This window comes from Picosynechococcus sp. NKBG042902, from assembly GCF_963864045.1.
Classification (GTDB): Bacteria; Cyanobacteriota; Cyanobacteriia; order Cyanobacteriales; family MRBY01; genus MRBY01.
On sequence record NZ_CAWLTV010000070.1, the window covers coordinates 98,857 to 113,791 of the forward strand.

A 14,935-nucleotide genomic window follows, 5' to 3' on the forward strand; every position below is an offset into this window, starting at 1 on the left:
CGATCGATTGCATCTTTCTGCACTGGGTGGACGTCTGAATGAATCGCATCTTTTTTCAATTTGCATATGAATTTTTGGTCTAATTCCAAACAGCATCGGGGCCAAGGGCAATCTCCCACCCGGCGGAAATCGCCTAGTCAACTTTCTGCTTCGGTATTGGCAGTGGTGGCGGTTACATCCTTGACTAGCGTGATTGGCGATCGCTTCTATAACCAGCCGCAACTGGCGGTGGATACCATTGCCCCGAAGACGATCACGGCTCCCAGCGATGGTGAATTTGAGGATACCAAGACCACTGAGGCAAAACGCCAGGAAATTCGCCAGGGTGCAATCCCTAGTTTGAAGCGAGATCCAGAAGTTACGCCCACTATCAAGCAAGACCTCAAAACCCTCCTCGATGACATTAGTCGAGTCCGTACCATTTCTGGCGAATTTCCCTTTCTCGATCCCCAAATTTTATCGATTCCAAGCCAAACAACACTCCGCCAAGCCAGCGCTGCCCAATGGGAAACGGTGTTGGCGATCGCCGATCAACTCGAAATCTCTCCCCTGCCGCCCCTTGATACCCTGCTGCCCACAGATGCAAATTTGGCGACCCCAAGCCGGGAACTCTACGCCTATGCTGGGGGAGCTGGCCCTGCGGCAGTGCAAAGGGTGATCACGACGATCATGGTGGCCCGGGAAGGCTATCAACAGGCGATCGCTGAAGCCCAAACCACCTTTAACACTGACCTGTTTCAAACCCACCAAACCTTTTTACTCCGCCTGTCTGACGCAGAATGGGAGCAAGTCCGTAATGATATTCTCCAGGCTGGCGATCGCATTCTGACCCAAGGGATTCCCCCAGGCATTTCCCCAAGCCTCCTCCAAGAAACTATCCAGGTACAACTCGAAAACGATAGATCCGGGCGCGCCTTTGCCATCGACACTTTAAGCCAAACCCTGCGACCCAACCTGATCGAAGACCGCGAAGAAACCAAACGCCGTTCCGAACAGGCGGCCCTCGCCGTAGAACCCGTCGTTGTAAGCATTGATTCGGGCGAGGTCATTGTCACCAAGGGAGAGCAAATTAGCCAAGAAGATTTTGTGCTACTCGATGGCTTTGGCCTCAGCGATCGCCAAATTAACTGGTTGGGTCTCGGCGGTTATGCGCTCCTGGTTAGCGGTGGCGTTGCCATAACCATCCTTGTCGTTACCAAAACCAAGAAAAACCTACGGCGGCGTGATTGGGTGCTGCTGCTGCTCATTAGCCTGAGTACCCCCCTCCTGGGCCTAACAAAATTTCCCTACAACAACAACTTACCAGCCGTCGGATTACTCACCGGTAGCCTCTACCATCCCCACATTGCGATCACCCAAGTGGCCCTCTTATCCGGGATTACGGGCATTAGCAACGAAAACATCAAATGGGATCACCTCATTGCGGCCACCGTCGGCGGAATCATTGCCGCCCAACAGAGTGGTAAATTGCGATCGCGCGAAGAACAAGCCAGCCTTGGCTTCACCATTGGGGCCATGCAAGCTGTCGTCAGCCTCGCCTGGAATCTCATTGCCAGTGCCAGTGCCGAGACCCTCTGGTATGTCCTCTTACCAGAAGCATTAATTTTCGGCTTCTCTGGCACCGTCTGGATTATTATTGCCCTCGGACTATCCCCCTATCTAGAACGCTTCTTTGAACTGCTAACCCCCATTCGCTTAGCTGAACTTTCCAACCCGAATCGTCCTCTGCTCGCCAAGCTTGCTAAAGAAACCCCCGGAACCTTCCAACACACGCTATTTGTCGCCTCCCTCGCCGAAGCTGCTGGTCGCCAATTAGGCTGTGATGTGGAATTAATCCGCGCCGGAACCCTCTACCATGACATTGGCAAGACCCACGACCCCGAAGGCTTTATTGAGAATCAGCAGGGTGGCCCCAATAAACATGACCAACTCAGCCCCTATGAAAGCGTCGAGATTATTCGCAAGCACGTAACGGAAGGGGAAAAAATGGCCAAAAAACACAAGCTACCCAAGGCAATCCGTGACTTCATCCCAGAACACCAAGGGACGATGCAAATTTCGTATTTTTATCACCAGGCCCGTGCCCTTGCCGAAAAAGAAGGCCACCCCCCAGACAGTGTGGATGAACAGTTATTCCGTTATGCTGGCCCGATCCCCCAATCAAGGGAAACAGGGGTGGTAATGCTGGCAGATAGTTGTGAAGCAGCCCTACGTTCCTTGAAAGAAGCGACCCCAGACCAGGCGGCAATTATGGTCAATCGTATATTTCGGGCCCGTTGGCAAGATGGTCAATTAGCAGAATCTGGCATTGCAAAAAATGAGTTGCCGTCCATTGTGGACGTTTTTGTAAAAGTATGGGAGCAGTACAACCATAAGCGTATTGCTTATCCCCAGGCCGTATTGGAGTCTCGCCGTTAACCCCAGGACAGAAATTGTTAAGATCTGTAAATAAGTACTCTAGGCTGACCCATGGAATTGACATACCTCGACAGTAATAGCTGGCTCATTGAGATGGCCGGAAAACGTATTTTGCTCGATCCCTGGCTAGTGGGTTCGTTGATGTTTGGGAATACGCCTTGGTTATTTAAAGGCGATCGCCCCCAGGATCGTCCCATTCCCAAAAATATAGATTTAATACTCCTATCCCAAGGGCTACCAGACCATGCCCACATACCTACCCTAGAGCAGTTGGATCACGCATTACCCGTTGTCGCTTCCCCTAATGCGGCCAAGGTCGTGGAGTCTCTAGGTTATCAAACCATCCACACCCTAGAGCATCACCAGAAATACACCATTGATAATTTAGAAATTCTGGCTCTGAAAGGGTCTCCGGTGGGGCCAACCACTTTGGAAAATGGCTACCTGCTCAAGGATCTCAGCACTGGCCAAACGCTCTATTACGAACCCCACGGCTACCATTCCCCGGAGTTGAAGCAGTATGCTCCGATTGACGTTGTGGTGACGCCATTGATTAATCTCACCCTGCCCCTCCTCGGCCCCGTGATCAAAGGTCAAGCCAGTGCCCTACTGGTTTGTGAATGGCTAAAACCCCAGGTCATTTTGCCCACCGCCGCTGGTGGAGATGTCAACTTTGAAGGGCTGGTGATGAAATTCCTCAAACCCCAAGGTACGGTCGCTGACTTTAAGCAGATGCTCCATGAAAAACAACCCGACACCCTGGTTTTGGAGCCGACGCCAGGGAGTCCTTGTACGGTTTTGGCTTAAAAAATAACCCCATCTAAAGTCCTGCCCGAATCCTGAATGAGCTATACTAAAAAGCTGCTCACATATCCGTAGCGATCGCCTAGTTTTGACTATGAAAAATCCTTCCCTGCGCCAAGAACCTCGATACGCGCCTGCCTCCGTGATTGCCCTCGAGCAAAAAACATCATTACTAGAATGGCTAGAAGAAAACGGTCGCATTATTTACCGCGAGAAAAAAGACGACTTGATCGATGAGATGGCAGACGATCAAGACTTATCTGAGCTGATGGATGAAGACGGCTTTGAAGAAGATGACGACGATGACGATACTGATCTCGATTAATCTTTAAAAAAGACCTGTCCTGAGCAATTTTCAAAGAAAATCAGAAGGCAATCTCGATCCACAACTGACTTGTGGATTTTTTTTGTCTAAAGTTTTCGTCTTAACCTTCTTAAGATATGGTTAAGTACACCTATCGGCAAATAAATAATTTATTGCAGCCTCTGGCAAAGAACACGCCGAAATCACTAACTATCAAAAGCTTCATTGAATTGTCCATGAAACATTCAACTCCACCTAAAGATTTCTTAGAACAGCGACTCCAAAATGTTTTTGTACTCATTAAGAACATCAGCATTCTTTTTGGCTTAGGTGCAATTATTTCCCAACTATTACAAATTTCACCATTGCTTGAATCTTATCCTGGGTGGAATATTACTTGGGGACAAGGGGCAACGATTCTTGTTGGTTGTGCTGTTTTATGGTTTGGCTTGCACAAACACCTTAAAAACAGACTGTCAAATTGGATTATTATGCGTAAGCACGAGACTAAGCCAAAAATATTATTAGTGCCTTTCGTTTTTGTCGCCGTTGTTGTGATTCTAAAAGTAGCGTTAGGCAATACAGATGATTACACTCAAATTTATAGCGAAGGTGGCTTATTTGAATATGGCACCGTATTTGCTTTTTTTATCGCCACGGGCATCGGCATTTTAATTGCCCGTTGTTTTTTCCAGAAGAAGCAATTTTTTCTTGGGGGAGCCTACTGCTTCTATAGTTTTTGCTTTTTTGTGGTGGGTGGTGAAGAGGTTAGTTGGGGGCAACGCTTGTTTGGCTGGCAATTACCAGAATTTTTTGAAGAACATAATGTTCAAGGAGAATTAACTCTCCACAATTTAGTGTGGCTAAATGATTATTGGGGCGATGGCATTATTCTGATTTGTGCCCTAATCGCCTTGGGTGTTCTCTATGCGCTAATTCGCCAAAAAGATAGTCCTGCATTGGCAAGAAAATTAAAATACTTGATTCCTGGTTCTTATTTGCTGTCCTTTTTTGGCGTGGCAATGATTATTTATATTCTGGTAGAAATTCAATATGCAACAGGTAATTTACCATTCGCGGTAATTTCAACAAGAGAACAGGAATTTGCAGAATTTTTATTTTCCATGGGTTTCTTGCTCTTTGCCACAGCCAATTATTTTAGACAAGGAACAGAATATACTGAACAGTCGCAACGATTTCGAGGAAACGAGTCGGCATAGAAGTTAATTTTCTTTTGTCGTGAACTTTTCTGAGCGGTGGTGGGGAGTTTGGAATTCAGTAAGATCAATGCCAATGGGAATAATGCCGCTGGGATTGAGAGGAAATAAAGAACTGTAATATTCTTGCTGGATTGTTTTGAGGGGGCAGGTAGCAGCAACACCTGGTAGTTGATAGATATCCCGTAGATAGCCCCAGAGATTTTTGTAATCGCAGATGCGGCGGCGATCGCATTTAAAGAGGCCATGATAAACGAGATCAAAGCGAATCAAGGTGGTAAACAGGCGGATATCGCAGAGGGTGAGTTGGTCGCCCAAAAGATAGCGGCGATCGCCTAGGCGTTGGTCTAACTGATCCAAAGTTTGAAAAAGAGCTTCGACCGCTTGGTTATAGGCGGCTTGGGTGCGGGCAAAGCCACATTTATAAACGCCATTATTAACAGTGTGATAGATGAGGTCATTGAGGCGATCGCCTTCTGGTCGTAATGGTTCTGGGTATAAGTCTCGCTCTGGGAATTTCGCAAACCGATTAAAGGCATCATTGAGCATCACAATAATCTCTGCACTCTCGTTATTGACGACCTGGTAAGTTTGGCAATCCCACAGCACTGGTACAGAACAGCGGCCGCTGTAACCCGCCTGGCCCAATTGATAAAGCTCTTTCATGCTGCGGCAGCCCGTGGGGTCATTTTCCAGACGCCAGCCTCCCACTGACACATCGGCGATCGCCACACTCAGATCCACAACGTCCTCTAGACCCTTGAGGATGCGGGTAATGGCTGTCCGGTGCGCCCAGGGACAAGTAAGGCCAATGTAGAGTCGATAACGGTTTGGCTCTGGCGGAAACTCTTCAGAACCGACCCAATGGCGAAATTGACTCTCAACCCGCTGAAAATTGCCCGTTGGGTCGCTGGGGGCCAATTGAGACATCAGGGTTTGCCACAGGCGATGCCAAACAAATTGTGCCGTTTGAATCAGAAACTTCGGGGGAACTGCCATAGAGCGATTACTTATTCCAGAGTTGCGCCAATTGTTGGGTTTTGAGTCCTGCTTCGATGGCTTCTAGCACCCTGGTCATGCCTGTGGTGTTGATAATTTCATATTTTCTGTCTGCTTTTTTACAGGCTTCCATGGCCCGCTCCGTCATGGAATGGCTAGCGTAGCCCGTGATAATGAGAATGAGGTCAACATTGGTAACCTGGGCTTCCCCCTGGGCCGAAAGTTGTAGACCATCCTGTTCGCTATACCATTGCAATTCCACCTGGGAACTGCGCAGGCGATTCTTTACAGCGGTTTGGAGGCGATCATGTCCACCAAAAACTAAGACTTTTCCAACTAAGTCTGCATACAGTTCCGGGCGTTTATCCGATTTGCGGTGGCGGGATTTGGGTTGAATATTGGGGTGGTGTTCTGTACGGGAACGGTTTTCGAGGGCTTTGTTATAGATAAAGTTTAGGGTTTGTTCATGGGTTCCCCGCAGTCGCGCCACGGGGCCTTCTTCGCTGTGTTCGTTTATTTGGTTAATTAGGGCGTCAACCACTTCTTCGAGGGAACCTATTTCCTTGAGGTCATCCACATAGCCTTTGATGGCGATCGCCGCATCGGTGGCACTAAAAAAGTCTTGTTGTTCAAAGATCATATCGAGCAGATCGTCCCGGAGATCCGACTGCCAGCGTTGGACTTTTTCCCGCGCTTTTTCTTCTAAAAGTCTTTCTTCCCGGAGAACAAGCTGGGCATCGACAATTTCTGTGGCCTTTTCGGGTATTTCTGCTATTTCACGGCGAATATCATCGGCTTTTTCTTGTAATTGTTGAATTATGTCGGCATGATGATATCCCTCCGCCCGGTAGGTGCTGATCATCTCTTCGACTTTTTTGAGCAGGGGGTGCAGTTTTGCTTCCCGTTGGCGCACAATATCTTGGTATTGTTCGTCCCGCTGCTGCTGTAATTTTTTTTCTTCGAGGTGGGTCTTCGCCGCAGATAACAAATTTTCAACGGAGGCCTCTAGGTTTTCGAGTTCGATATCCATGGGAATTTAGGGGGGTTATGAATTTTATGATTTTTTGGGCTAGCTATAGATCTTAGCTAATCGTTTGGGGGGATAGGCGATTTAGGGTGCCTTTCACGAAATTCCCGAAAAATTGTGATCGCTGATTTTGCTCAAAAACTCGCTTAAGAATCTGGCCGAGTTTCTCGAAATTAAGAGATTCAGAGGCAGTTTGGGGGTTTTGTTCTTGGAAATACTGGATTAAACTCAGCCCCGCAATGTGGGTTAGATAGGCGGCACTGACCCCCTGGACAGCACCCCCAGCAAGATAGGTGATCGCGTTGGTTTTGAGCATCCCGCCGACGGCTTGGGTGGAGAGTTCCACAAGGCCAAGTTGGATCATTTGTTTGCCGAGGGTGGTGGCGATCGCCTGGGCCTGACCCAGAGAAAGACGCTGTTGATAGACCGCTCCCACATCCATAATCATTTGTCCTGTTACGGCTGCCGTGGCGAGTAAATCTAAAGCAGCGACGGGATTGGCAAAGGTCGCCCCAGCCGCCAACCACTGATATTTTTCGAGGATCGGTAAAGCCCGTTCCCGTCGGAATTGATTGAGGGTTTGCTTGGCATTGTGCTGGGTGAGCCGTGCGGTGCGCCAGATGGTTGACCAGAGCAGTTGTTGTTGGGTTTCGGGCTGACTGAGGAGAGTTTGGAGTTGATGTTGTAGGGGGGCAACGACCGGATCAGGACGTTCAAAATGCTCGGTGGCGGTGCCATCGGCTTGGATTTTTTTAACTTTGATGGCCTGGGGTGCGGCGGTGATGGGGAGGATATTTTGGGGAGCGATCGCCGGCTGACAATGGTTCCGCAGTTGGTTCAGGATCAATTCCCGTTGCTCCGGCTGATATTGATCTTGCTTATTAAAGGCGATGAGGATTGTTTGGCGAGCCTGGTGCCAATGGTTGAGGGTTTGCCATTGGGAGGCCATCAGATCCCCATTCACCAGGAAAATCACCAGGTCGGCGGCAAAGACTTGGTTTTGGGCCGCTTGGTCATAGCTGGCGAGGTCGGTAAATAGGGGCGGTGTTTCCTGGAGGATATAAGTTGGTGCGGTGGCTTGGAGCTGCTGAAGAAGAGTTGTTTTTCCAGTGCCCCGGCCACCGGCGATCGCCACGGTGAAGTGGTCCCGTTGAAATTCTTGATTGAGGTTATCCAGGGTTTGCCTGAGGGTTGTGAAATCTTGATCGGGCACTTCTTGCTGGAGCGCCATCACCCACTGTTGGGCGTTTGCAATGGCTTGGTCAACGTCTTTTCGTTTAAGGGGATTTTGGGGATTGTCCTGGGGGTGTTGGGGTTGTTTTTTCTGCCAAAGCAGGAGGCCGCCCCAGGCGATCGCCCCCCAAAATAACCATTCCCCAAGGTCAAAAATATTGCCCTGCCAGCGACCCAAAACTGCGAAAAATAAGGCTAAACCTAAACCGCCAACAAGAATGGGTTTTTGCATTGTTTTTACCCCGCCACATACAACAATTCGTCTATCTATGCTACTGCGAAAGGTGCTGGCCCTTAAGGGTAGGGGGCGATCGCCAGGGATCTTTCAAGAAATATTAAGGGTCAAGCTTGGCTCATATTGGGAGGGATTTCCAAAAAAACAAGGGAAACTAGATAATGGTCTCGATTTACTGCTTGGTACTGTGTGATGTCCGCCTATCTTCTGACTGCCCCCGCAAAAATTAATCTCTACCTGGAAATTTTGGGCGATCGCCCCGACGGGTTCCATGAGTTGGTGATGGTGATGCAGACCATTGGCTTATACGATCGGATTGAGGTGCGACAAAACCGCAGTGGCGATATTAATCTCTATTGCCAGCATCCCGAAGTCCCCCTCACCGCCAGCAATATTGCCTACCGAGCCGCCCAGTTAATGATGATGCGCTTTGCGGATACCTATGCCAGGGTGGGTGGTGGAGTTGACATTACCATCGAAAAAAATATCCCCGTGGCGGCGGGACTGGCTGGGGGGTCAACGGATGGCGCAGCGGTATTGGTGGGGTTAAATTTGCTCTGGGATTTAGGGTTAACCCAACCGGAATTACAAACCTTAGCAGCAGAATTAGGTTCAGATGTGCCCTTTTGCATTGGTGGAGGGACGGCGATCGCCACCGGACGGGGAGAAATTTTAGACCCATTGCCCGATCTCGATGGCATCCCGATTGTCCTCGCAAAATACAGCAACATTGCTGTTTCTACCCCCTGGGCCTACCAAACCTACCGCGCCCAATTTGGGGAGCATTATTTACAAGATGCGGCGAGTTGGCATACCCGCATGACACAAATTCATGCCGGCGGCCTGATCAAAGCCATTCAACAAAAAAATATCCAGGCGATCGCCCATGAACTCCACAACGATCTCGAAAAAGTCGTTTTACCCGAATTTCCCCAGGTGCAACAACTGCGTGACTGCTTTACCAAACACGGGGCGATCGGCACGATGATGTCGGGCTCCGGCCCCAGTGTGTTTGCCCTCTGCGAAACCCTCGCCCAAGCCCAAGCCCTCAAAGTCCAAGTTGCCCAAGAATTAAACGACCCAGCCCTCGATCTTTGGGTGACGCACATTGCCAGCCCCGGCATCCAAGCCGACTGCCGTTAAGTTTTGCTTCATTGAAATCCTTGGGTTGTCACCCGCCCGAAACGCCAGCGCGAAAAAAATTGTGGCACACTGCAAAGAGTGACCATTACCCAAAAAATCTCGCCATGCCAATGATTAAAGCCTTTGCTGTCCATGAACCTTCTGGTGATTTACAACCCTTTGAGTATGACCCCGGTGCGCTACTGCCAGATCAGGTAGAAATTGAGGTGAAATACTGCGGCATTTGTCACAGTGACCTCAGCATGATCGGTAATGAGTGGGGCATGACCCAATATCCCCTGGTTCCTGGCCATGAAGTCGTCGGGGCGATCGCCAAGGTCGGGGAAAACGTCAAAAATCTCAGCGTTGGGCAAATCGTCGGCCTCGGTTGGCATGCAGGCTATTGCAATGAATGTCCCCAATGCACCACAGGCGATCAGAATCTTTGTGCCACGGCCCAAGGGACTATTGTTGGTCACCATGGTGGTTTTGCAGAAAAAGTCCGAGCGGCGGCCAATAGTGTGGTGCCAATTCCCGAAGGCATTGACCTAGAAGCCGCTGGCCCTCTCTTTTGTGGCGGCATCACTGTTTTTAACCCCCTCGTCCAATACGGCATCCAACCCACTTCCAAAGTCGCTGTGATCGGTATTGGTGGCTTGGGTCACATGGCGGTGCAGTTCCTCAATGCCTGGGGTTGTGAAGTGACGGCCTTTACCTCCAGCGAAGCAAAAATTACCGAAGCCCTTGAGCTTGGTGCCCACCATACCCTCAATTCTCGTGATCCAGAGGCGATCGCCGCCGCTGCGGGTCAATTTGATCTGATTATTTCGACTGTCAATGTCAAACTCGATTGGAATGCCTATCTCAGCACCCTCAAACCCCATGGACGCTTACATTTCGTTGGTGCCGCCCTCGATCCCCTCGATATCAACGTCTTTGCCCTAATCATGCAACAGCGTTCAATCTCTGGCTCCCCCGTCGGTAGCCCCGCCACCATCGCCAAAATGCTTGAATTTGCCAAACTGCACAAGATTCAGCCCAAAATCGAAACCTTCAAATTTGCAGACGTCAACCAGGCGATCGCCCACCTAAAAAGTGGCGAGGCCCATTACCGAATCGTGCTTTGTCGCTGACCCATTTTGCGACCCAAAACCGTCCCCACAGGTTCGGGAACCTACACTATCAGGATCCCTAGATCACGCAGCACTATAGGAATAGTCATATGCACGAATCTAGAATATCTAGTCGTCATACTTGCACCAATATTTGAAAGTCTTATTCAAGTTAAATCGCTGATCTTTGGAGTCACACTGCTATGGGAAAAGTCGTCGGTATTGACCTCGGAACCACCAACTCTTGCGTATCCGTTATGGAAGGCGGCAAGCCGACTGTAATCGCTAACGCAGAAGGATTTAGAACTACCCCCTCCGTCGTTGCCTACGCCAAAAACGGAGACCTGCTCGTAGGGCAAATCGCCAAGCGTCAAGCCGTGATGAACCCTGGCAACACCTTTTACTCCGTGAAGCGTTTCATCGGCCGCAAACACAGTGAAGTCAGCAACGAATCCACCGAAGTTGCTTACAAAGTAGAACGTGACAGCACCGGCAACGTAAAAATTGATTGCCCTGCTAAAGAGAAAAAATTCGCCCCCGAAGAAATCTCTGCCCAGGTACTCCGCAAGCTGATCGAAGACGCCAGTAAGTACCTCGGCGAACCCGTTACCCAGGCTGTCATCACTGTTCCTGCATACTTCAATGACTCCCAACGTCAAGCCACTAAGGACGCCGGGAAAATTGCCGGGGTAGAAGTGCTGCGGATTATCAACGAACCCACCGCTGCCTCCCTCGCCTATGGTCTAGATAAAAAGAGTAACGAAACGATCCTCGTCTTTGACCTTGGTGGTGGAACCTTCGACGTTTCCATCCTAGAAGTCGGTGACGGTGTCTTTGAAGTTCTCGCGACTTCCGGTGATACACACCTGGGTGGGGATGACTTCGACAAAAAGATCGTTGATTTCTTAGCCGAAGAATTCCAGCGTACCGAAGGCATTGATCTCCGCAAAGACAAGCAAGCGCTTCAACGTCTGACAGAAGCTGCTGAAAAAGCAAAAATCGAACTGTCTAACGTTACCCAAGCGGACATCAACCTCCCCTTCATCACCGCGACCCAAGATGGCCCGAAGCACCTCGACATGAGCTTAACCCGGGCGAAATTTGAAGAGCTTTGTGCTGACTTAATCGACCGCTGCCGCATCCCCGTTGAAAACGCGATCCGTGATGCCAAACTCGACAAGTCTGCCATCGATGAAATCGTTCTCGTTGGGGGCTCTACCCGGATTCCTGCCGTGCAAGATGTCGTTGAGCGCGTGCTGGGTAAAAAGCCCAACCAGACTGTGAACCCCGACGAAGTTGTGGCGATTGGTGCGGCGATCCAAGGTGGCGTCCTTGCGGGTGAAGTTAAAGATATTCTCCTCCTCGACGTTACGCCCCTATCTTTGGGTGTAGAAACCCTCGGTGGCGTGATGACCAAGATTATCCCCAGAAACACCACCATCCCGACCAAAAAATCAGAGGTCTTCTCCACCGCTGTTGATGGTCAAACCAACGTTGAAATTCATGTTCTGCAGGGTGAACGGGAAATGTCTAAGGACAACAAGAGCCTTGGAACCTTCCGTCTCGATGGCATTCCGCCGGCTCCCCGTGGTGTACCCCAGATCGAAGTAACCTTTGACATTGATGCCAACGGTATCCTGAACGTCATGGCGAAAGACAAGGGCACTGGTAAAGAACAATCCATCAGTATTACTGGTGCATCGACATTACCGGATGACGAAGTAGAACGGATGGTTAGCGAGGCAGAGGCCAATGCCGCAGCAGATAAGGAACGCCGCGAAAAAATTGACCGCAAGAATCAGGCAGATTCCCTCGTTTACCAAGCTGAAAAGCAACTCGAAGAGCTCGGTGATAAAGTGCCCGCCGACGACAAGAGCAAAGCTGACCAAATGATTAAAGATCTCAAGGAAGCGGTTGCCCAGGAAAATGATGAGAAAATCTCGACATTAATGCCGGAACTGCAACAGTTGCTCTACACCATTGGCAGCAACATCTACCAACAAGCTGGTGGTGATCCTTCCGCCGCAGGGTTTGACCCGAATGCGGCAGCGGGTGGCGCTGCGCCCGGTGGTAGTGGCGGCAACGATGGTGGGGACGATGTCATTGATGCAGAGTTCTCTGAAACCAAGTAAGCGATCGCCATTGTGATTTCAATCGTATTGGCAATGTAAATAAACAGCGGGGGTAAGTGATTTACCCTCGTTTTTTTATGGATGAATTTAACGAGTCATCTGCCGCAGGGCACGGGTTTGTTCCAGAATGTCTTCGACATCTTCTTCAGAGAGCCTCTCAACGTAATTAATTTTGACTTCTTCGAGGAGGTCATTGATCAGTGATTCCATTTGGGCGAGGCTTTCTTGGCCTTGGATCTCGGAGGTGATGCTGCTGGTGAGTTGGGTTAAGAGTTCTTCGAGCAGTTGTTCAAAGACAGGGTCTTCTTCGAGGACTGCTTTGAGGGTGTCTGCGGTGACTTGATAAAGTTGATGGGAAAGTTGTTTGGCCAGGGTGCCTTTAAAATCGCCAATGCCGGGCAGCATCTGTAAGCCTTGGTAGGCAGGGGACATGGAAATGACTCGATCCAGGGTATGGCGAATGACGGCTTCGGCCTCGGGCTGAATTTTGGGTAAGACTTGGTGGACTAAGAGGTTGGCCATGAGCTTTGCGAGCTCGACGGGTTCATTAATGTCATTTAAATCGACATATTCTCGGCTGGTGGTTTGGGCCAAAAGAGTGGCAAATTCACCCCGGTGGATGGAGCCTTGGATTTGATTGATAATCCGAATGACGACGACTTCGGTAATATCTTCGGCAATGCCAGCAACAAAACCTTGACTGGCTTGCTTTTGGATTGCGCTGAGATCAATAAGGTCGGCTTGATTGAGACGAACGATCACAGGAATCACCCGTAACCAACGGAAAAGAGGAATCAGCAGAAAGATATCGTACCAACGCCAGAGCATGGCATCAAACCAACTTACGCCTGTGCGACGCCGACTGATGTACCAACTCCGGGCCAGAAACTCGAGGAGGAAAGCGAGAAAGAAGGGAAAATCGAGAATGCCAAAGTTATCAATGTATTTGCCGTTTTCGCCAATGGGACGGAAATAGTTGGTTTCTAGGAGGGGTTCGATTTCGCGTTCGTAAAAGTTGAATTCTTCACGCCAGCCATTTTCTGAGAGATATTCACTGCTCCAAAAGAGTTGAAAGGCGTCTTTGGAGGAGGCAGAGGCATCGCCAAAAACGTGACGACGCATCCGGTTTTTAATCTTCTCAAGGGTGCCTGTTTTGTTGGCGATTTCAAAGGGATTGGTATCCACCATCTCAACGCTCAATTCCCGGAGTTCAGCAAGGATGGCTTCTTGTTCTTGGTTGTAGCGGCGGAGTTGGGTGGTGATGTCTTGGCGATCGCCAGAACCAACAATGCCACTACCCGAACCCGTCGAACGGAGAGTTAGATCGTTAATTTGCTGAATTTTGGTTTGCAGATCTTCGACCCGTTGGAGATAGTAGGCGGTGTCTCGATTTTCTTCGATACCTTTTACCCAGTCATAGGCGTGGGTTACATTAACCGGGAGAATGCGCACCGGCTCGGCGGGAAATTTCCATTCATATTTAGCGATGCGTGCGTAAAATTGAACTCGGCCCTGTAACCAGAAATTACGCAGGGGGATGTAACTCAAGTCAAAGAGGACTAACACCAAATTCACAGAGGCCAAGAGAGCCATACCCCGCTCAAAAAGCAGACTGGTACGATTACGTTTGGCACGGCCGGGTTGTCTGCGTGGTGCAATAGTCATGGTAAATTAAGGGCGATTTTTTGTGAATTTTGAGCAGGATTGAAGCAAATTTTCAGTTTATTTTATCGGGTTCTATGGGCAGGCGGACTAAATACAAGGTGTGTTTGAGCACTGAACAACGGGAAAGACTCTGGGCGATCGCCCGTAATGGATACCAACCAGCCAAGAAAATGCTCCATGCCCGTATTCTACTCATGGCCGACCGCGCTCACCCCGACGGCAACTGGCAAGATCAACAAATCGCCCAGGCCCTGAGCGTTCATCCCAACACCGTCGCCCGTGTCCGTAAACTTTTTGTCAGCGACGGCGAAACCCAAGCCCTCGGCCGTAAACCCAGGGCGCACCCGCCGATCAAACCCAAACTCAGCGACGCTAAGATCGCCAAACTCCTTGCCCTCTACCACGGTGGGCCACCTCCCGACCATGACTATTGGTCTCTCAGTCTCCTGGTACGAGAACTCAAAGCCCAAAAAATTGTCAAACACATTTGTCGCGAAACCGTGCGTAAAATTCTCAAAGAACAGGGGATTCGCCTCAGTCGCCGCAAACGAGCCTAAATCCCTCGTTAACTTTCCAGAAAATTCTCTCCAAATTCGTGGCAATCCTGATTCCTTCCCTCGTCTTTCCGCGATGAAGGCTCCCTTCATTAGTTAAAATAAGTAAAGTT

12 protein-coding genes are annotated in these 14,935 nt (G+C 49.7%); 8 read left to right on the forward strand and 4 right to left on the reverse strand.

Annotated features, from left to right (window positions below; genetic code table 11):
- Positions 1–66: 66 nt before the first annotated feature.
- The 4 genes from AACR41_RS09270 to AACR41_RS09285 all read left to right on the forward strand — a co-directional run bounded on the left by AACR41_RS09270 (position 67) and on the right by AACR41_RS09285 (position 4,746).
- Entirely contained in the window at positions 67–2,418 is a 2,352-nt protein-coding gene (locus AACR41_RS09270; RefSeq protein WP_030006896.1) for an HD family phosphohydrolase, read from the forward strand.
- A gap of 51 nt (positions 2,419–2,469) precedes the next feature.
- Positions 2,470–3,225, forward strand: coding sequence for an MBL fold metallo-hydrolase (locus AACR41_RS09275; RefSeq protein ID WP_030006897.1), 756 nt, complete (start codon positions 2,470–2,472; stop codon positions 3,223–3,225).
- A 91-nt stretch (positions 3,226–3,316) separates the two neighbouring features.
- Positions 3,317–3,547, forward strand: coding sequence for a DUF3134 domain-containing protein (locus AACR41_RS09280; RefSeq protein ID WP_030006898.1), 231 nt, complete (start codon positions 3,317–3,319; stop codon positions 3,545–3,547).
- Between the two features lie 116 nt (positions 3,548–3,663).
- The gene (locus AACR41_RS09285) at positions 3,664–4,746 is read left to right on the forward strand and encodes a hypothetical protein (protein WP_152550991.1); all 1,083 of its coding nucleotides are present in this window, start codon (positions 3,664–3,666) and stop codon (positions 4,744–4,746) included.
- Between the two features lie 3 nt (positions 4,747–4,749).
- Here AACR41_RS09285 and AACR41_RS09290 read toward each other — a convergent pair whose 3' ends face one another.
- From AACR41_RS09290 to AACR41_RS09300, 3 genes are read right to left on the reverse strand one after another with little or no spacing between them, the layout of a single operon-like run.
- Positions 4,750–5,742, reverse strand: coding sequence for a glutathione S-transferase family protein (locus tag AACR41_RS09290; protein WP_030006900.1), 993 nt, complete (start codon positions 5,740–5,742; stop codon positions 4,750–4,752).
- Between the two features lie 7 nt (positions 5,743–5,749).
- Positions 5,750–6,772 (reverse strand): DUF2325 domain-containing protein, encoded by a 1,023-nt coding sequence (locus tag AACR41_RS09295; RefSeq protein ID WP_012308010.1) that lies wholly within the window; start codon positions 6,770–6,772, stop codon positions 5,750–5,752.
- Positions 6,773–6,824: 52 nt separating this feature from the next.
- Positions 6,825–8,234, reverse strand: a complete 1,410-nt coding sequence (locus tag AACR41_RS09300; RefSeq protein WP_030006901.1) for a slr1306 family protein — start codon at positions 8,232–8,234, stop codon at positions 6,825–6,827.
- Between the two features lie 195 nt (positions 8,235–8,429).
- Here AACR41_RS09300 and ispE point away from each other — a divergent pair, with 195 nt between their 5' ends.
- From ispE to dnaK, 3 genes are all read left to right on the forward strand, one after another.
- Positions 8,430–9,380 carry a 4-(cytidine 5'-diphospho)-2-C-methyl-D-erythritol kinase gene (gene ispE, locus AACR41_RS09305; protein ID WP_030006902.1) on the forward strand — a complete coding sequence of 317 codons (951 nt, stop codon included), beginning with the start codon at positions 8,430–8,432 and terminating at the stop codon, positions 9,378–9,380.
- 110 nt (positions 9,381–9,490) lie between these two features.
- Positions 9,491–10,492, forward strand: a complete 1,002-nt coding sequence (gene ahr / locus AACR41_RS09310; protein WP_030006903.1) for an NADPH-dependent aldehyde reductase Ahr — start codon at positions 9,491–9,493, stop codon at positions 10,490–10,492.
- A gap of 182 nt (positions 10,493–10,674) precedes the next feature.
- Complete coding sequence (dnaK, locus tag AACR41_RS09315; RefSeq protein ID WP_012308014.1) at positions 10,675–12,603, forward strand: molecular chaperone DnaK; 1,929 nt, start codon at positions 10,675–10,677, stop codon at positions 12,601–12,603.
- An 87-nt stretch (positions 12,604–12,690) separates the two neighbouring features.
- Here dnaK and AACR41_RS09320 read toward each other — a convergent pair whose 3' ends face one another.
- Complete coding sequence (locus AACR41_RS09320) at positions 12,691–14,268, reverse strand: hypothetical protein (protein ID WP_030006904.1); 1,578 nt, start codon at positions 14,266–14,268, stop codon at positions 12,691–12,693.
- Between the two features lie 104 nt (positions 14,269–14,372).
- Here AACR41_RS09320 and AACR41_RS09325 point away from each other — a divergent pair, with 104 nt between their 5' ends.
- A complete protein-coding gene (locus AACR41_RS09325; protein ID WP_159457019.1) occupies positions 14,373–14,825 on the forward strand; it encodes a helix-turn-helix domain-containing protein in 453 nt (150 codons plus the stop codon).
- Positions 14,826–14,935 lie beyond the last annotated feature (110 nt).